Origin of the sequence: Providencia sp. PROV267, from assembly GCF_028477825.1 — a bacterium.
GTDB classification, from domain to species: domain Bacteria; phylum Pseudomonadota; class Gammaproteobacteria; order Enterobacterales; family Enterobacteriaceae; genus Providencia; species Providencia stuartii.
Map to the genome: position 1 here is coordinate 163,226 of NZ_JAMPLX010000019.1, position 17,890 is coordinate 181,115.

Consider the following 17,890-nt stretch of genomic DNA (forward strand, 5'->3'; position numbering starts at 1 on the left):
AATCAGTGATATATAAATCATGAGACTCTAGATTTCAATTTTTCAAATACTTCATTAGGTTTTATTGAACTCATAGTACCATCCACGGATTTAATTTCATGTTGCTCTAAACCATAGCCGCCAATCAGCCCGGGATCTGTTGGGCCAAACAGGGTGAAATTCGGTTTATCTAATGCGGCGGTTAAATGGCTAAGGCCTGTATCAACAGAAACCACCGCCTTAGCATTAGCAATTTGTAGAGCAACTTCGGCTAAGGTTAATTTAGGCAAAACTTCGACAAAATCAAACCCATCTGCAAGACGTAATGCCCTTTGGTGTTCATGCTCTGCGCCCCATGGCAGTTTTATTTTTAAACCACTGTTGGCCATTAACCCAATCAGTTCTCGCCAGTGCTCTTCAGGCCAGTGTTTATCATCACGAGTGGTTGAATGCAAGAACACCACATAGTCATCCTGTGTGACTGTGGGGACATGTAAAAAATGTTGAGCGATGGCATAGTCACCTTGCGCTTTAGGACTATCGTAGCCAAGACTCGCGGCAAACAGTTGGCGAATACGTTCTACGGCATGCTGTTGCTTACTAATTTGGTATTTATAGTCGTAAAAAAAACTGGCAATAGGCTCTCGAATACTGTGGCGATCATAGCCATGTTTAGGGCCATCTGCGAGACGCGTGACCAGAAAGGCACTTTTCAATAGGCCTTGAGCATCAATAATCGCATCATAGCGGGTTGCAGTCAGTTGCTGGCGAAATGCAGCACGTTCGGCGCGAATGGGGGCAGAAAACCAGTTTTTACGCCAACGGCGGATAGCAACAGGGATCACTTGATTGACTGCGCTGTGCCATGTGGGGATCTGCGCAAAACTCTCTTCCACAACCCAATCGAATTGGATATGAGGAAAGGCTTGCTGTGCATCCGTTAGTGCGGGTAGGGAGTGTAACACATCCCCCATCGATGAAGTTTTTACTAGCAGTACGCGCATCAAGCAACACCTATTTGTAATCGCGCCAGCGCATCAACCACTAATTGAGGCTGAATATCGATGAGACTTTGATGATAACCGCTTGCCCCATCACCTTTACGAACTTTATGGTAGCCACTAATTAAGCGGATAACTTCTGCTTTATTCGATAGTGGAGGCGTAAAATCAGGGCTACTTGGGCCATATAGGGCAACAAGCGGTTTATCCAATGCAGCAGCAACATGCATCAGTCCTGAATCATTGCTGACAACGGCCTGACAGCTAGCAATTAAATTCACGGCTTGTTCTAAAGACGTTTTACCTGCAAGGTTGCTACAATGCTCATGCGCACTGTCCGTTAGGCTTTGGCGAATTTCCTCACCTGCATCATGATCTTTTTGTGAGCCAAATAAGAGAACTTGATAACCTTTTTCGCTGATCAACTGCTCCGCTAGCGCGGCGTAGTGATAGTGCGGCCAACGTTTAGCCGGACCAAATTCTGCACCAGGGCAGAAGCCAATAATTGGGCGTGTGGTATTGATATTAAACGCTTTAATAGCCTCAGTGACTTCTTGTTCATTAACAGCCAGTTTAGGCCATAAGATAGGCTCTGGAATATCTGCTGCGCTGTGAATGTTTTGCTTATCATAAGCTAATGCAACATAGCGCTGCACCATCAACGGAAAAGCGGCTTTATCTAATGTACGGAGGTCATTAAGTAGTCCATAACGCATCTCACCGCGCCAACCCGTTCGTTTGGCAATTTTGGCAAAGAAGGGCACCAAAGCAGATTTAAATGAGTTCGGAAGAACAATGGCTTGGTCATAACCATTTTGGCGTAAGCTAAGGCCAAGTTTACGGCGCTCACCAATCGCGAGCGCACCATGGCCTAATGGCATTGGGATGGCGGCATTGACTTCGGGCATTTTCGCCAATAGAGGGCGGCACCATTGAGGTGCCATCACATCAATTTGTGCTTGGGGATATTGAGCCTTTAGCGTGCGATATAGGCTCTGTGACATCATCATATCCCCTACCCATGAGGGGCCGATCACCAATATTTTCATAAAGTTGTATTAATCTTCTTTATTCAGCCATTGCATATATTCAGCTACGCCTTCGGCAACTGTTTTAAAAGGTGCCTTATAGCCAGCCGTACGTAATTTTGTCATGTCTGCTTGTGTGAAGCTTTGATAGCGCCCTTTTAGTTTCTCAGGGAATTCAATGTATTCAACAGAAACATTTTTATCACTGTGGAATTGTGTCACTGCATCGGCGACGGCTTGGAATGACTCGGCACGGCCTGTACCACAGTTAAAGATCCCTGAAATATTGTTCTGCCAGAACCATAAATTGACTGCGGCAACATCGCCGACATAAATAAAGTCACGGCGGAAGTTTTCACTGCCTTCAAATAGCTTGGGTTGTTGGCCTTCATTAATTTGCTTATTCAGATGGTAAGCGACACTTGCCATGCTGCCTTTATGACCCTCACGAGGACCATATACATTGAAGTAACGGAAACCACAAATTTGCGACTGTGCTTCTGGCAAAATTTCGCGAACGTACTGGTCAAAGAGGAATTTCGAATAGCCATAAACATTGAGTGGCTTTTCGAACTGGCGATCTTCAATAAAATTATCACTACGACCACCGTATGTTGCCGCTGAAGAGGCGTAGAGGAATGGGATTTCGCGCTCTAAGCAAAAATGCAGTAACTCTTTCGAATACTGATAGTTATTGTCCATCATGTACTTGCCATCCCATTCAGTTGTGGATGAGCAAGCACCTTCATGGAATACCGCATCGACATCACCAAAATCATCACCGGCGATAATACTCGCAATAAAATCTTCTTTATCAATGTAATCAGCAATATCGAGGTCAACAAGGTTGGCAAACTTAGTACCGTCTTTCAGATTATCGACAACGAGAATATCTGTACGACCAGCATCATTTAATGCTTTGACAATGTTGCTACCAATAAAACCAGCTCCGCCAGTGACAATGATCATCGGGCATACCTCAAATGGGTTAAGAACAAAAAGGATACGAATTGTTTTTCATAATAGCATTTCTGCGCGCTGACGACACCATAACTGGCAGACAAACATTCTAGAGGCTACATTTTTATAGGGGAATGATCGTGATCTTGGCTGCAAACTTAATTTATTTATGCTGCATCAGTCGATAGTTTTAGTATCTATTATTAAACTCTAAAAATCGTTACATAACAGGAATAAATCATGTCAGAACTATTTTATCAGCAGATTAAAGAGCAGTTAGCCCAAACAGAGGCTGCTGGTTTGTTTAAGCATGAGCGGATAATTACTTCCTCGCAAGATGCAGATATTGAAATTGTTGGTAATAAGCGAGTTGTTAATTTTTGTGCCAACAATTACTTGGGATTAGCAAATCACCCAGATTTGATTGAAGCCGCGAAGCAGGGTATGGATAGTCACGGTTTTGGTATGGCTTCTGTCCGTTTTATTTGTGGAACACAAGATAGCCATAAACAACTCGAAAAGAAATTGGCTGATTTTTTAGGTATGGAGGACGCCATACTCTATTCCTCTTGTTTTGATGCGAATGGGGGATTATTTGAAACCTTGCTAGGCCCCGAAGACGCGGTCATTTCAGATGCGTTAAACCATGCTTCCATCATCGATGGAATACGCCTTTGTAAAGCTAAACGGTATCGTTATGCAAATAATGATATGGCAGAGCTTAGGGTTTGTCTCGAAGAGGCTAAAGCCGCAGGTGCACGCCACATTTTGATTGCGACGGATGGTGTCTTCTCAATGGATGGTGTTATTGCCAATTTGAAAGCGGTTTGTGACCTAGCAGATGAATTCCAAGCATTAGTGATGGTTGATGATTCTCATGCGGTTGGTTTTGTTGGTAAAAATGGCCGCGGCACCCATGAATATTGTGATGTGATGGGGCGAGTAGACATTATTACAGGGACACTGGGTAAAGCGCTTGGTGGGGCTTCAGGCGGTTATACGGCGGCAAAAAAAGAAGTCGTCGAGTGGTTACGTCAACGCTCTCGTCCTTACTTATTTTCCAACTCATTAGCCCCCGCTATCGTTGCGGCCTCGATTAAAGTCATCGATATGATGAGTGAGGGGGATGCGCTACGTGAGCGGTTATGGCGTAATGCCGCGCTATTTCGTGAAAAGATGTCTGCGGCAGGCTTTACTCTCGCTGGCGCCGATCATGCCATTATTCCCGTTATGTTAGGGGATGCGGCGCTTGCTCAAGTTTTTGCAAATGAATTACTAGAAGAAGGTATTTATGTAACTGGTTTCTTCTACCCTGTTGTTCCTCAAGGACAAGCGCGTATTCGTACACAAATGTCGGCGGCACATACGGAAGAAGATATTTTACGCGTTGTAGACGCATTCACCCGCATAGGCAAAAAACTGAAAGTCATTTCCTAATGATAATAATATAAGGCCGTTCTATGAAAGCACTGTCTAAATTAAAAGCAGAACCAGGTATATGGATGACAGAAGTTCCAAAACCGGAACTAGGGCACAATGATGTGATGATAAAAATCCGTAAAACTGCCATTTGTGGTACGGATGTTCATATCTATAACTGGGATGAATGGTCACAAAAAACCATTCCTGTTCCAATGGTTGTGGGCCATGAATATATTGGGGAAATTGTTGAGATAGGGCAGGAAGTCAAAGGCTTTAAAATCGGTGATCGTGTTTCCGGTGAGGGGCATATTACATGCGGTCACTGTCGCAACTGTCGTGGGGGGCGCACGCATTTATGCCGTAACACGATTGGCGTGGGGGTAAATCGCCCCGGCTGTTTTGCACAATACCTTGTGTTGCCTGCATTTAATGCGTTTAAAATCCCCGATAATATTCCAGATGAAATTGCTGCTATCTTTGACCCATTTGGTAACGCGGTTCATACTGCGCTCTCTTTTGATCTTGTTGGTGAAGATGTTTTAGTTTCAGGAGCAGGGCCTATCGGTATTATGGCTGCCGCGGTGTGCCGACATGTGGGGGCTCGTCACGTTGTTATCACTGACATCAATGACTATCGATTAGAACTAGCCAAAAAAATGGGTGTCACTCGTGCGGTGAATGTGGGGCGTGAAAATCTAAAAGATGTGATGAAAGAGCTTGGCATGCAAGAAGGCTTTGATGTGGCTTTAGAGGTATCTGGCTCGCCTGCGGCTTTTCACTCTATGCTAGACACGATGAACCATGGCGGTCGCATTGCTTTATTGGGGATCCCATCTTCAGAAATGGCGATTGATTGGAGTAAAGTGATCTTTAAAGGCCTATTTATCAAAGGTATTTATGGCCGAGAGATGTTTGAAACTTGGTATAAAATGGCGACTTTGATCCAATCTGGGTTAGATCTTTCACCAATAATCACCCATCAATTTTCTATCGATGATTTCCAAAAGGGCTTTGACGTGATGCGTTCAGGGCAGTCAGGAAAAGTGATATTAAATTGGGATTAGTCGGTGGTATTCCAGTTGCCGAATTTGTGCGGCAACTGGAAAACAGTGTTAGGGTTTTTGTTGTGTAAAGAACGGCTATTTTGGGGCAGATAATAGCGGCCGTAGCGTCTTATCTTGATAAATTGATTCAACCACAAACATCAGAAAATCAATCCCTTCTAGCGACGTATTTTCTGGTACTGTAAACTCACATACCCCGAGCCTAACTGGCTCCAGCGTCGTATCTTTAGGGTTGACTGTAGAAGGCGTGGGCTGTTTATTCGGCGTTTCAGGCTGCATTTTTAACGGTTTTTGGTCTGTGGGTTGCGAACTTCCTTGTAATAAGGCGCTTACCGAGACAAGTTCTATATCTGCAGGGAGTTGCGGCAAGTATTTCTGTAAAGCACGAACGGTCGAAGGGTGTGGATGACCTATCGCAATCGCATTGCCATGTTTACGTGCATAGGCGACCGCTTTATTAAGTTGAACGCGAGTTTCTTCCTCTGATTGATGGTTATCAAGGAAGATATGGCGGCGTACAACGGGAACACCAAATTCATTTGCGGCTTTTACGGCCTGCGTATTTCCGATGGTCACGCTATCTAAAAAGAAAAAGTTCGCCTTAGACAGTGAGTTCATGACATGGCGCATACCTGAAAGACTAGAGGTCATTTCACTGCCCATATGATTATTCATGCCCTTGGCATAAGGTACTTGGCTAATGGCTCGTTTGATAATACGGTCAATTTCTTCGGCGCTCATGGTTGGTGAAAGGGTGTTTTTTTCGAGTGGTTGCTTGCTAAGGGGTTTCATCGGCATGTGAATGATAACCTCTCGCCCTTGCTGATGGGCTTTATTGGCAACAAGCTGACCATGAGGTGAATCAGGCAAGATAGCAATCGTGATTGGCGTCGGCAGCGCCAATATTTGGTTATCTTCTTTCGTGCGATAGCCAAAGTCATCAATGACTATCGCTAATTTTGCTGCACTAGCCTGAAGGCTCATCATCAAAAGAGATAAACCGATGAGTCGCATAAAAGGCCGGCGTTTTGACATAATTATATTCCTAACTATTTATTTGGCTATCTACCTAGCCAAGGGCGAGGGTTGACCGTTTTACCCTGCCGACGAATTTCGAAGTACAGTGCTGGTCGCTCTTGCCCACCACTACTTCCCACAAGGGCGATAGGTTGCCCAGCGCGAACTTCTTGCCCAACATTGACGAGAGCACTTTGGTTATAGCCATATAAGCTCATATCGCCTTTACCATGTTCAACCACGACGACGAGGCCATAACCTTGTAGCCAGTCAGCAAGTAGTACACGGCCATCGGCAATGGCTTTGACTTGTGTGCCTTCGTTAGCACCGATAACCATACCTTTCCAGCGTAGCTCACCTGAAATTGCCTCGCCATAGTTGTGCAGGGTCTGTCCGCGAACTGGCCATAGTGCTTGCCCCGCAGGGCGGCCTAAGCCACCAGTACGAGACATGAGTGAACGCTCACTCTCTGAAGGTTTATAAGTCGAGCCTTTTTGTTTGGCTTTACGCTCTTTTTCAGCCACCTCAGCACGAATACGAGCGGCTTCACGCGCTTCACGCTCCGCTCTGGCTTTCGCCTCACGTTCAGCACGCGCGATCTTATCTCGCAACCTAGATTCATTTTGTTTCATGATGGCAAGATTTTTTTGATCTTCTTTAAGCGTACTTTCAAGGGCCGCAAGAGTTTGCTTACGTGCTGCCTGAGCCTTATCGAGTTTACGTTTTTCTTGCTGTTGGCGAGCTAAAGCTGTTTTTTGTTCCGCTTGTTTTTGCTGCTCAAGCTGTTTTTGCTGATTTAGCTCAAGGGTGGTGGCCTCAAGCTGTTTAATATTTTTTTCGCGCGCTTGATTGAGGTAGCTGTAATAGGCGAGGATACGCTCTTCCCGTTGGCCTTCTTCACCTTTTAAAAACAGTGATAGGCCTTGGTGCTTACCTAATCGAAAGGCTGCGTCAAGTTGCTCGGCAAGTAACTTTTCGTGCTCGGCTTTTTGCTTTTGCAATCGGTTAATATTGCTGTTTAATGAGGAAATTTCTTTATCTAATTGCTTAAGTTGAGATTGTGTCTCATGTAGCTCACGCCCTGCCGCAGAAATGTTTTTCTCTTGCTGTTGGAGTTGATTCAGCAATGATGCCCGTTTGGCTTGCTGGTTTTTGACGCTTTTTTCTTTTTCAGCGATATTTTGCAGCAAATTTTGGAGCTGATCTTTATTTTCGGTGATCTGATTGGCCGCCAATACCTGATTAGGCACCAGAGAGATTAATCCACAAACGAACAGGGTTGAAGCAATAGCCTGACGAATAGCTGCTCTTTTCATCCGGTTATGTGTATTGGCCATTCTGATAGAAAACCTCGAATAAATGCGATAGCTGATTATTTCATCTGATAGCGTGAGTTACCAGCACCCTATTCTGAATATTGCAACAAATCGCGCCGAACCAAACGCGTTTTATGACCTGATGAAAACTAAATTATCTTGTAATAATTAGCATATCATCATTTGTCATCCTATTGATTGTATAGTGTATCGCGCCATTTTGTAGCATTAAATCAAATATTTTCAGTGCTCGTTAGTGCCTCAGTGTCTTTTTCCACCACACAGAATGCTTGATTTTAACAGTGCAATTTTTTGTCACGCTTTGTGCTTATGGTAAAATGGTTCGTCTATATTGATAAATAAACGCTATTTTGTTGGGATTAGAGACCATTTCTGCGGAGTGTTTCGCAAAAAAAACAATGTAGTTTGCGCTAACTGGCTGTAATTAGCTCAACACAAAGGTATACTCTGAACCCTTTGGTATTCGTTTTTAACTAACGGGAGTGATTGCCCCCCATGATGCAAGAAATCATGCAATTCGTCAGCCGGAACATGTTATTGAGTCTGGTTTGGATCGCACTATTTGTCGCGGTGGTCGTAATGACCTTTAAAGGTTTGTTCTCTAAATCAAAAGTGATCACTCGCGCGCAGGCGATTGCTCTGATTAATAAAGAAGAGGCAGTCGTTGTGGATTTACGTACTCGTGACGACTTCCGCAAAGGGCACATTATTGATTCTATCAACTTAACGCCATCTGAAATTAAAGACAATAATTTAGGTGAGCTAGATAAACACAAACAGAAACCCGTTATTGTGGTCTCTGCAAGTGGTATGGAATCAGGCAAACCGGCTGAGCACCTTGTCCAGCACGGTTTTGAAAAAGTCTTTATCTTAAAAGAAGGGATTGCTGGCTGGTCAGGTGAAAACCTGCCGTTGGCTCGTGGTAAGAAATAATTTATCCGGCGTGTAAATTGTCATATATCCAATGATGCTCATTTGAGACAGGTTAGTTTGAACATCGGCGGGTCTATACAGTCAAATTCATATGGAAGTTAAAAGGTATTAAAACTATGTCAGAACAAAACAACTCAGAAATGGTATTCCAGATCCAACGTATCTATACAAAAGATGTTTCATTTGAAGCACCGAATGCACCACATATTTTCCAGCATGAGTGGCAGCCAGAAATCAAACTGGATTTGGATACTTCTTCTACTCAATTGACTGAAGGTGTTTATGAAGTTGTTTTGCGTGTTACCACAACAGCAAAACTGGGTGAAGAAACTGCATTCCTGTGTGAAGTTCAACAAGCCGGTGTATTCTCAATCGAAGGTATTGAAGGCACGCAAATGGCACATTGCTTAGGTGCATACTGCCCTAACATTCTGTTCCCATATGCACGTGAAGCAATCACTAGCATGGTGAGCCGTGGTACATTCCCTCAACTGAACCTTGCGCCAGTTAACTTTGATGCACTGTTTATGAATTATTTGCAACAGCAGCAAGGTGAATCAGCGCCAGATACAGAAGCTCAACAGGACGCTTAATGAAAACTGCTTCAATGACAGTCATCGGTGCCGGATCTTACGGCACCGCTTTAGCCATTACGTTAGCTCGTAATGGTCATCAGGTTGTGCTGTGGGGGCATGATCCTCAGCATATCCATACATTACAACAAGAACGTAGCAATCAGGCATTTTTGCCTGGCGTTTCTTTCCCTGATAGTTTATCTCTCGAAGCGGACCTCAAACGTGCCGTGGAAGCGAGTCCGAATATCTTGATCGTAGTACCAAGCCACGTTTTTGGTGATGTACTCAAGCAAATTCAACCTCATCTCCAAGCCAATTCTCGTGTTATTTGGGCGACTAAAGGCTTAGAAAGAGATACAGGACGCTTATTACAAGATGTGGCACGTGAAGTATTAGGCAATGAAATTCCACTCGCGGTGCTATCTGGCCCTACGTTTGCCAAAGAGCTGGCGGCGGGGATGCCGACGGCAATTTCGGTTGCGGCAACCGACAGCCAATTTGGTGATGAACTGCAACAACTTTTCCATTGCGGTAAGAGCTTCCGTGTGTACAAAAACCCTGATATGGTCGGCGTACAGCTTGGCGGAGCCGTGAAGAACGTCATTGCGATTGGCGCGGGTATTTCTGATGGTATGGGGTTTGGCGCGAATGCGCGTACCGCATTAATTACCCGTGGCCTTGCCGAAATGAGCCGGTTAGGTGCGGCATTAGGTGCTGATCCTGCCACCTTTATGGGTATGGCGGGGTTAGGTGACTTAGTGTTAACCTGTACTGATAACCAATCACGTAACCGCCGTTTTGGTATGATGCTCGGCGATGGGGTGAGTGTCAGTGAAGCCGAAAAAGAGATTGGCCAAGTGGTGGAAGGCTATCGCAATACTAAAGAAGTGAAAGCGCTTGCTGAGCGTACTGGTGTTGAGATGCCTATCACGGAGCAAATTTATCAAATCCTCTATTGCCATAAAAATGTGTTAGAGGCTGCACAGGCTCTATTAGGGCGTGCAACAAAAGATGAAATTGCTTATACGCCGACGTCGAAAGATTAAAGTTAAAAGATAAGTGAGTCATTATGTCGCGAGAAGAATTGGATAGGATCTGGGGGTTTATTAAAGAGGAAGCAAAATCGCTTGCTGATTGTGAACCGCTACTAGCCAGTTTTTTTAATGCAACACTGCTAAAGCATGACAACTTAGGCAGTGCGCTCAGCTATATGTTAGCAAACAAGCTAAGCTCTCCCATTATGCCTGCGATGGAAGTGAGGGAGATTGTTGAAGAAGCGTATCGTAATGATGAGCAGATGATCTTTTCAGCTGCAATGGATTTATCCGCCGTGCGTCTACGTGACCCCGCGGTGGATAAATACTCTACGCCACTCCTCTACCTTAAAGGGTTCCATGCATTGCAAGGTTACCGTATTGGGCATTGGCTATGGAAAGAGGGGCGCCAAGCGCTTGCGGTTTACCTGCAAAATCAAATATCAGTCACTTTTGCAGTGGATATTCACCCTGCTGCTCGTATTGGTTGTGGCATTATGCTGGATCATGCTACGGGCATTGTGATTGGTGAAACTGCCGTTGTTGAGAACGATGTTTCTATTCTTCAATCTGTGACTTTAGGCGGTACAGGCAAAACCTGCGGTGACCGTCACCCTAAAGTACGAGAAGGCGTGATGATCGGCGCTGGCGCGAAGATTCTTGGTAATATTGAGATAGGTCGTGGCGCAAAAATTGGCGCTGGCTCGGTTGTTCTTCACCCTGTTCCCCCTCATACAACCGTCGCGGGTGTACCTGCTCGGGTGGTTGGCAAGCCAAATAGTGATAAACCATCATTTGAGATGGATCAGAACTTTAATGGTTCGATTTATGGTTTTGAAGATGGCGATGGGATTTGAGAAGAGTCATTATTTTATCTGAGCTGAAACTGCTAAAAGATATGGATGAATATACTAGCCATACAGATGAGTTATTTCATGTTACTGTATCACAATTTATTGAACCTTATTAATAATAACGACAAGCAATAATAGTTAAACCCTCATCGTCTATTGAATAAATGAGCCTATTTGTTTCATCTATTCGTCTAGACCAGAAGCCAGCTAAGTTTTCTTTTAGTGGTTCTGGTTTTCCTATCCCATAAAAGGGGGTTCTTTTAGTATCGTCAATGAGCTTATTAATGCGTTTGAGCGTTTTTTGTCTTGGGTTTGCCAGTATAGATAGTCTTCCCATCCTTGGTCAGTTCATATTAAAAATCTACTCATTTATAAGCTCTCTTTTCTTTACTTTTCCGGCTTTAAATTGAGCGATTGATTTATTTAAATGTTCGGCATTTGCTGGTGAGCGTAATAAATCGTTTCCATTAGGCTATTGTAATACTCTAAAGACATAACTACAGCATCCTCTGAGTCACGACGAGTGATGATAGTTGTATCTGCATCATCAACAACGCTATCTAATACCGATTTTAGATTATTTCTAGCATCACTAAATGAAATTGTTTTCATTTACCCTCCTATACTTGTACTTTATTCTGTACAGGTATAATGGCGTTATAAGGACAGTTCAAGCATGCATGACTGCTAAATCAGTCGCGTAATAATGCTCCTGCGTAACCCAACTGCCTCCATGCCTCGAACACCACCACTGCAACAGAGTTGGATAGGTTCATACTGCGACTATCTGCCAACATAGGGATACGAATTTTTTGCTCAATTGGCATATTGTCGAGTACGTAAGGGGGTAATCCCCGCGTTTCTGGACCAAACATTAAATAATCATCTTGCCGATAGCTTACATTACTGTGGCTTGGCTTACCTTTGGTGGTTAAAGCAAAAACGCGAGCACCGCTAGCAGATTGGTTATTATCAGGACTTAAGCCTTCGCTATCTAAAAAAGCATAATAGTCATGATGGTGTTTGATATCGGCGAATTCACTGTAATCTAAGCCTGCACGGCGTAGTCGCTTATCATCCCAAGTAAAGCCTAGCGGATGGATAAGGTGCAAGCTAAATCCGGTATTGGCACAAAGGCGAATAATATTGCCCGTATTTGGCGGGATCTCTGGTTCGAATAAAACAATATGTGGCATAACGAATGGTTGTATTAAACAGTCAAGTTAGATGGAACAATGAGGAAGGATTTTACGCGCAAATGGTACAAGTTGCATGTAGTTGTTGAAGCTAAATAAAAAAGCGGGTTCGATAAGGAACCCGCTGTTAAGTGAAGGATCTCAATTAAAGGCTATTGCTGCTTATAGCCGTTAGGGTTTTGAGATTGCCAACGCCAGCTGTCATTAACCATATCTTGTACTGAATATTGTGCTTTCCATCCTAAATCATTAAAGGCCTTTTTAGGGCTAGACCAACATTCAGCGATATCGCCAGGGCGGCGCTCAACAATTTTATACGGGATAGGTTTACCTGATGCTTTTTCAAAAGCAGCAATCATCTCTAATACACTCGTTCCTTTACCCGTACCTAGGTTATAGATATGTAGGCCTGCTTGATGGCTGACATTGTTTAATGCTGCAATATGACCGCTAGCTAAATCCATAACATGGATATAATCACGTACGCCAGTACCATCTGGAGTTGGGTAATCAGAGCCAAATACCATGACTTCTTTATGACGACCAACTGCTACTTGAGCGATATAAGGTGTTAGGTTATTTGGAATACCCTGTGGGTCTTCACCAATTAAACCTGATTGGTGGGCGCCAACGGGATTAAAGTAGCGTAGTAAAGTAACCGACCAATCGTTATGTGCAATATATAGATCAGCAAGAATACGCTCAACCATATATTTACTGGTGCCATATGGGTTGGTAGTACCACCGACTTTAGAGTCTTCGGTTAATGGTACTTCTTGTGGATCACCATACACAGTAGCCGATGAGCTAAAAATTAAGCTTTTGACGCCCGCTTTTTGCATACTGGCAAGTAATACTAACGTGCCATTGACGTTATTATCATAATACTCAATCGGTTTTTGAACGGATTCACCAACCGCTTTTAACCCAGCAAAGTGGATCACCGATGTGATTTGGTGCTCAGCAAAAATCGTATCCAGAATAGCGTTATCACGTACATCACCGGCATAGAAGACAGGTTTTTTACCTGTGATGGTTTCAATGCGGTTGAGTACTTCTGGGTTGGCATTACATAAATTATCTAAAATAATTGGCTGCATGCCTTGTTCAATCATCTGCACACAGGTATGGCTACCAATGTAGCCAAGACCGCCTGTGACTAAGACCTTTGTATGATTCATTTTAAATTCCTGTACGACTAGTACTCATAGACATAGTTATAGTCGTCTGATTTCGCATCGATACCATTGAGGATCACGCCTGTGATTTCGATATCGTTTTGTTTAAAGCGTTTTAGCGATAGCTCAATATCTTTCACCGTATTGACACCATAGTAGGCAATAAGCAGTGAGGTGCCGACGTACTTACCGATAATCGCGGAGTCAGTGATTGCTAAGATTGGGGCGGTATCGATAACCACGATATCATATTGCCCTTTCACCGTGTCGAGCAGGTGTTTAAAACGTTCTCCCATCAGTAACTCAGAAGAGTGAGTGACATTTTTACCACGGCAGATCACATCTAGGTTTTCAATCACACCACGGTGGATGGCCGGTTGCGTAATGTCCTGCTGAGCCAAATATTCGGATAACCCCGCTTTATTGCTTAAACCAAAGGCTTTATGAATACGGCCTTTACGTAAGTCGGTATCAATTAAGAGAACTTTTTTACCCGCATTAGCTAATACAACCGCCATATTAGAGGTAACAAAGCTTTTACCTACGCCCGGTGACGCACTACTGATCATCACCAAGTTATTCCCTTGGTTCATCACCGAGAAGTAAACGCTGGTACGCAGGGAACGGATGGCTTCTACTGCCGTATCGGCTGGGTTTTCCAATGCAAGTGGGCGCTTATTCCCCGCTGCAATTAATTTTTTCTCATGAGTAGAGAATGGAATAGTGGCATAGACGTTAACACCTAATGCATCGATATCTTCAGTACCTTTAATCTTATTATTAAAGAACTCACGGGCGATCACATAAGCGCAACCCACAATAAAACCGAGGATCGTCGCCAGAACCATTATGAGCGCTTTTTTCGGTGCCACGGCATTAGGTTGGGATTCTGCCGAGTCAATAATGCGTACATCGGCGGTGATCCCGGAGTTTAATACGCTCAGCTCTTGCTGTTTGGCTACTAGCTGATTATAGATAGCTTGCTCGGACTCGACATCACGGGTTAAACGCACTATCTGTTGCTGGGTATTAGGAAGTTTTTGGATATTTTTACTGATTTTCTCTTTTTCACGTAACAGTTGCTGACGCTTATCCAGTAATGATTGGTAAGCAGGGTGGTTACGGGTATAGAGCTGTTGGATCTCTACCTCTTTAAAGGTTAACTCATTGAGTTTCTCTTCGACTTGCAAGGCGCTATCAAGAGCCGATTTAGCCTCTAAGGACAGGTCGATAGATTCATTCTTTTTACGGAAAGCATTTAATTGGTTTTCATAGTTGTCCAATTTAGTTTTTACTTTCGGTAAGTATTCATCTAGGAATAGTAGAGTATTGTTGGTAACCTCTTTTTTGCGCTCGGTATTTTGATCCACATAATTTTGAATAATACTATTCAGAATTTGCACATTTTCTGCTTTATCGGCACCTTTAATAGCAAGATTAATAATACCCGTACCTTTACCGACTTCTGCAATCGTTAAGGTATTACGTAGGTTTTCAATGGTTGAATAACGGGCATTTTTAGATAAGGTAAATTCTTGTCCGACTTCAGCATTGATTGAGGATACCAGCAAGCTGATTTCATCTTGTTTTAGGAGTTCGCCCACTTTGCCTTCAAAGGTTTGGTTATCAATATGAAGAGCATAACGGTTTTCGCCTAAATAGGTCAGGATAGCGGGTTCACCAATAAGATGTTCAGGTAAAGAATAGAGGGAAATAGTGACAGAAGCTTTGTCTCCCCAAAGCCTATCGAAAAAACCAGCAGGTGCGGTGTGGGTATCTAAATTAAGGTCTGCAACCGTTTTACCGAGCACCATCCGAGACTTAATGACCTCGATTTCGGAATCGGCTTGGCTATTACTATTAGCAAATGGCATCACATCGCTCATTTGATCTAACAATGAAACTTGACTCATTTTATCGTATTGCAGTGTCGCATTGGCTTGATAGATTGGTGTCGCTAGAAAACTATAAGCGGCACCAATAACAATAAAAAAGAGGGTAAAAAAGCCGATTTTAAGGTAGCTGGATTTGAGTATCTTAAAGAGCGCCAGCAGATCGATTTCGTCCGAGGCAGCGGAGCTGGTTTTTGTCGTGTTCATAATCAATTAACGTTAAGCCTTCAAATAGTAAAATTAAATTTTCCCTTGCCACTGTATAACGGCTTTTTCCATCAGTTGATAAACATGCTCGAACATTTCATCACTGCGTTTATGCGGATCTGGGATCTCGGTTTTATTTAGCCACTGGCCGAACAGCATGACTTTGCCACGCGTCTCGGGGAATTGTTGATGGATTCTATCAATATGGTCGTTTTCCATCACTAGGATTAAATCTGCTTCTTTACATAATTCACTGGTTAAACGACGTGATTGATGGCCATCTAAAGAGAGATTGTGGTTTTGTGCAATACGGATGGCGCTATCATAAGCGGGGCGATCCTCTTTGGCGATAATGCCTGCGGAGTGCACTTTTTTATCGGGGAAATGGGTTTGTAATAGGCGCTCCCCCGTGGGGGAGCGGCAAATATTCCCCATACAGACAACGAGAATATTATTAAACATATGGATTACCAGTCATGAATACGTTTAGTACCTTCGGTTAACTGATTATATGACGCGATGGTTGGTAGCAATTGGGTGATTAGGCGGTTCCAACGTACAATAGGGGCGGCAGTGACATAAACTAAGTCATAAGGTTGCAGTTTAAATTCCGTTCCCATCACCATGGCAGTGGCATCGGATAAATCTAACTGATAGACCGCCGCCATTTTTTTCGGCAGTAGGGCATCCAGCTCTTTATCACCTGAGGTTTGGTTTTTAATTGGACGGATGACAAATACGCCAGTTGCATTAGCGGTATTTTGATCTGTACCGCCTGCTTTACTCAGTGCCTCAGTAATACTCATGCCAGCACGGTCAATGGTTAGGGTGTTTGGCTGACCCACTTCGCCCATCACAAACACTTTTTGCCCGTCATTACGTGGTACATATAGTACATCACCCGGTAGCATCAGATGGTTTTGGGTTAGGTCGCCATACTGAACTAATGCTTGCAGTGAGATTTTTATCTCTTTGCCATTTCGGGTGAGTACGACATTGTCCCAATCGGCTTTTTCAGTCAGGCCGCCTGCATTATTAAAGGCCTCTAAAACCGTTAGCGGTACGTTAGTAATCGGTAATGTACCGGGTTTAGCCACTTCACCTGAAACATACATTTTCTGTGAGCGGAAGGCAGCAATGCTGACATCCACTTGTGGTGATTCGATATAAGTCGATAGACGGTTACTCACTAGATTACGGATTTCAGTGACCGTTTTACCAATGACTTTCACTTTACCGATATACGGATAGTAGATAGTACCATCGGAATGTACCCAGTTACCGGAGTCCGCGGCGCTACGGTAAGAGCCGGCAGGAATAGTTAACTCAGGGTGATCCCAGACAGTAATGGTTAATACATCACCCACACCAACACGGTATTCATAGGTTGCCAGTTGCTTCTCTAGGGTTGGGTTGGGTTTTGCAATAACTTGTGGGGTATACATCTCATCTAACAGTTTTGGCGAGATTGGGTAGATATCGACAAATTTAGAAATATCACGATCGCCAGTGTCGACGACATTTTTCCCCGAGGTAGACATATAAACACCAGGGGTAACAGTACAGCCAGTTAGGAGAATACTAACAGCGACTAAGGTAAGTGGGAGACGCTTACTAAGCACAAGACCATCCTATGTAAAAATGTTTAGATTGAATAAAGCATAAGTGGTAGAGTTCTATCATCACCTTTCACTTATACGTGTTTAATATAAATGTTACGTGCCTTTGGAAAGAAAGGAGAATCTTTATTTATTTTAGTGCAGTCAATGTTTATTTTACACTTTTTGTATTAGCACAATGATTATTCACGCTCCATGAGTTCAAATATAAAATAATTTTGTACGATATGGGAGTTATAATGCGATTTTAACTATTTGAAATTTTTATATGCGGTACATAATCGCCTGAGAATGACTTTCGAGATAAATTTTGGCTAAATTATTATACTATTATGTATGTCCGAAACTAAGAATCAAAATTGACTTTTATCCAACTATGCATTGCCTTTAAACCTATTGTGTTTATTAAAAATTTAATATTTGAAGATAGTGGTCTATGATACTTTTGATTATTCAAAAAAGTTATATTTCAACACGTGAGATGAGTGGGGCTATATTCACTACTTAATCACTTTCCAAACAATGTTTAGATAATAACTTATCATCATTTATAGTAAGAATTCTACAGCTTATATTAACAGTGACTATATCATT

General features: G+C 43.2%; 17 protein-coding genes and 1 pseudogene. 6 read left to right on the forward strand and 12 right to left on the reverse strand.

Annotated elements, in window-relative coordinates; all coding sequences use genetic code 11:
• Positions 1–17 precede the first annotated feature (17 nt).
• From rfaC to rfaD, 3 genes are read right to left on the reverse strand one after another with little or no spacing between them, the layout of a single operon-like run.
• Positions 18–983: a lipopolysaccharide heptosyltransferase RfaC gene (gene rfaC / locus PR709_RS13680; protein WP_060560793.1), complete on the reverse strand. Its 966-nt coding sequence runs from the start codon at positions 981–983 to the stop codon at positions 18–20.
• On the reverse strand, positions 983–2,029 hold the full coding sequence (gene rfaF / locus PR709_RS13685) for an ADP-heptose--LPS heptosyltransferase RfaF (protein WP_004924285.1): 1,047 nt from the start codon (positions 2,027–2,029) through the stop codon (positions 983–985). The genes rfaC and rfaF overlap by 1 nt, the downstream gene beginning before the upstream one ends.
• A 9-nt stretch (positions 2,030–2,038) precedes the next feature.
• Positions 2,039–2,977 (reverse strand): ADP-glyceromanno-heptose 6-epimerase, encoded by a 939-nt coding sequence (gene rfaD, locus PR709_RS13690; protein ID WP_004924289.1) that lies wholly within the window; start codon positions 2,975–2,977, stop codon positions 2,039–2,041.
• Positions 2,978–3,208: 231 nt separating this feature from the next.
• On the opposite strand from rfaD, the gene PR709_RS13695 reads away from it, so the two are divergent.
• Both PR709_RS13695 and tdh read left to right on the forward strand, forming a co-directional pair.
• Positions 3,209–4,405, forward strand: coding sequence for a glycine C-acetyltransferase (locus tag PR709_RS13695; RefSeq protein ID WP_036942512.1), 1,197 nt, complete (start codon positions 3,209–3,211; stop codon positions 4,403–4,405).
• A gap of 23 nt (positions 4,406–4,428) precedes the next feature.
• Positions 4,429–5,454, forward strand: coding sequence for an L-threonine 3-dehydrogenase (gene tdh, locus PR709_RS13700; protein ID WP_036942514.1), 1,026 nt, complete (start codon positions 4,429–4,431; stop codon positions 5,452–5,454).
• A 75-nt stretch (positions 5,455–5,529) separates the two neighbouring features.
• Here the strand turns inward: tdh and PR709_RS13705 are convergent, their stop codons facing one another.
• Both PR709_RS13705 and envC read right to left on the reverse strand, forming a co-directional pair.
• Entirely contained in the window at positions 5,530–6,489 is a 960-nt protein-coding gene (locus PR709_RS13705) for a divergent polysaccharide deacetylase family protein (RefSeq protein WP_272570939.1), read from the reverse strand.
• A gap of 26 nt (positions 6,490–6,515) precedes the next feature.
• Complete coding sequence (gene envC, locus PR709_RS13710) at positions 6,516–7,808, reverse strand: murein hydrolase activator EnvC (RefSeq protein WP_004924302.1); 1,293 nt, start codon at positions 7,806–7,808, stop codon at positions 6,516–6,518.
• Between the two features lie 495 nt (positions 7,809–8,303).
• On the opposite strand from envC, the gene PR709_RS13715 reads away from it, so the two are divergent.
• The 4 genes from PR709_RS13715 (at position 8,304) to cysE (ending at position 11,207) form a co-directional block, all read left to right on the forward strand.
• On the forward strand, positions 8,304–8,741 hold the full coding sequence (locus PR709_RS13715) for a rhodanese-like domain-containing protein (RefSeq protein ID WP_004924305.1): 438 nt from the start codon (positions 8,304–8,306) through the stop codon (positions 8,739–8,741).
• 116 nt (positions 8,742–8,857) lie between these two features.
• On the forward strand, positions 8,858–9,334 hold the full coding sequence (secB, locus tag PR709_RS13720; protein ID WP_014657213.1) for a protein-export chaperone SecB: 477 nt from the start codon (positions 8,858–8,860) through the stop codon (positions 9,332–9,334).
• A complete protein-coding gene (gene gpsA, locus PR709_RS13725; RefSeq protein ID WP_004924313.1) occupies positions 9,334–10,362 on the forward strand; it encodes an NAD(P)H-dependent glycerol-3-phosphate dehydrogenase in 1,029 nt (342 codons plus the stop codon). The genes secB and gpsA overlap by 1 nt, the downstream gene beginning before the upstream one ends.
• 23 nt (positions 10,363–10,385) lie before the next feature.
• The gene (cysE, locus tag PR709_RS13730) at positions 10,386–11,207 is read left to right on the forward strand and encodes a serine O-acetyltransferase (RefSeq protein ID WP_004924317.1); all 822 of its coding nucleotides are present in this window, start codon (positions 10,386–10,388) and stop codon (positions 11,205–11,207) included.
• A 109-nt stretch (positions 11,208–11,316) separates the two neighbouring features.
• Here cysE and PR709_RS13735 read toward each other — a convergent pair.
• From PR709_RS13735 to PR709_RS13765, 7 genes and pseudogenes are all read right to left on the reverse strand, one after another.
• Positions 11,317–11,552 (reverse strand): annotated as a pseudogene (locus PR709_RS13735) (Txe/YoeB family addiction module toxin); the annotation flags it as partial.
• 75 nt (positions 11,553–11,627) lie between these two features.
• Positions 11,628–11,816 (reverse strand): type II toxin-antitoxin system Phd/YefM family antitoxin, encoded by a 189-nt coding sequence (locus PR709_RS13740; RefSeq protein WP_014657215.1) that lies wholly within the window; start codon positions 11,814–11,816, stop codon positions 11,628–11,630.
• 80 nt (positions 11,817–11,896) lie between these two features.
• Entirely contained in the window at positions 11,897–12,400 is a 504-nt protein-coding gene (gene trmL / locus PR709_RS13745) for a tRNA (uridine(34)/cytosine(34)/5-carboxymethylaminomethyluridine(34)-2'-O)-methyltransferase TrmL (RefSeq protein WP_014657216.1), read from the reverse strand.
• A gap of 152 nt (positions 12,401–12,552) precedes the next feature.
• Complete coding sequence (galE, locus tag PR709_RS13750) at positions 12,553–13,581, reverse strand: UDP-glucose 4-epimerase GalE (RefSeq protein ID WP_154625773.1); 1,029 nt, start codon at positions 13,579–13,581, stop codon at positions 12,553–12,555.
• A 17-nt stretch (positions 13,582–13,598) separates the two neighbouring features.
• Entirely contained in the window at positions 13,599–15,677 is a 2,079-nt protein-coding gene (locus PR709_RS13755; protein ID WP_272570940.1) for a polysaccharide biosynthesis tyrosine autokinase, read from the reverse strand.
• 33 nt (positions 15,678–15,710) lie between these two features.
• On the reverse strand, positions 15,711–16,139 hold the full coding sequence (locus tag PR709_RS13760) for an arsenate reductase/protein-tyrosine-phosphatase family protein (RefSeq protein ID WP_014657219.1): 429 nt from the start codon (positions 16,137–16,139) through the stop codon (positions 15,711–15,713).
• A gap of 5 nt (positions 16,140–16,144) precedes the next feature.
• Entirely contained in the window at positions 16,145–17,299 is a 1,155-nt protein-coding gene (locus tag PR709_RS13765; protein WP_272570941.1) for a polysaccharide export protein, read from the reverse strand.
• Between the last annotated feature and the right edge of the window lie 591 nt (positions 17,300–17,890).

Coding starts and splice junctions, on each gene's coding strand:
- PR709_RS13695 (WP_036942512.1), top strand. CDS start 3,209: ATGTCAGAACTATTTTATCAGCAGATTAAAGAGCAGTTAGCCCAAACA.
- trmL (WP_014657216.1), bottom strand. CDS start 12,400: ATGCCACATATTGTTTTATTCGAACCAGAGATCCCGCCAAATACGGGC.
- PR709_RS13755 (WP_272570940.1), bottom strand. CDS start 15,677: ATGAACACGACAAAAACCAGCTCCGCTGCCTCGGACGAAATCGATCTG.
- rfaD (WP_004924289.1), bottom strand. CDS start 2,977: ATGATCATTGTCACTGGCGGAGCTGGTTTTATTGGTAGCAACATTGTC.
- envC (WP_004924302.1), bottom strand. CDS start 7,808: ATGGCCAATACACATAACCGGATGAAAAGAGCAGCTATTCGTCAGGCT.
- cysE (WP_004924317.1), top strand. CDS start 10,386: ATGTCGCGAGAAGAATTGGATAGGATCTGGGGGTTTATTAAAGAGGAA.
- gpsA (WP_004924313.1), top strand. CDS start 9,334: ATGAAAACTGCTTCAATGACAGTCATCGGTGCCGGATCTTACGGCACC.
- PR709_RS13760 (WP_014657219.1), bottom strand. CDS start 16,139: ATGTTTAATAATATTCTCGTTGTCTGTATGGGGAATATTTGCCGCTCC.
- PR709_RS13715 (WP_004924305.1), top strand. CDS start 8,304: ATGATGCAAGAAATCATGCAATTCGTCAGCCGGAACATGTTATTGAGT.
- PR709_RS13705 (WP_272570939.1), bottom strand. CDS start 6,489: ATGTCAAAACGCCGGCCTTTTATGCGACTCATCGGTTTATCTCTTTTG.
- rfaC (WP_060560793.1), bottom strand. CDS start 983: ATGCGCGTACTGCTAGTAAAAACTTCATCGATGGGGGATGTGTTACAC.
- tdh (WP_036942514.1), top strand. CDS start 4,429: ATGAAAGCACTGTCTAAATTAAAAGCAGAACCAGGTATATGGATGACA.
- PR709_RS13740 (WP_014657215.1), bottom strand. CDS start 11,816: ATGAAAACAATTTCATTTAGTGATGCTAGAAATAATCTAAAATCGGTA.
- rfaF (WP_004924285.1), bottom strand. CDS start 2,029: ATGAAAATATTGGTGATCGGCCCCTCATGGGTAGGGGATATGATGATG.
- galE (WP_154625773.1), bottom strand. CDS start 13,581: ATGAATCATACAAAGGTCTTAGTCACAGGCGGTCTTGGCTACATTGGT.
- secB (WP_014657213.1), top strand. CDS start 8,858: ATGTCAGAACAAAACAACTCAGAAATGGTATTCCAGATCCAACGTATC.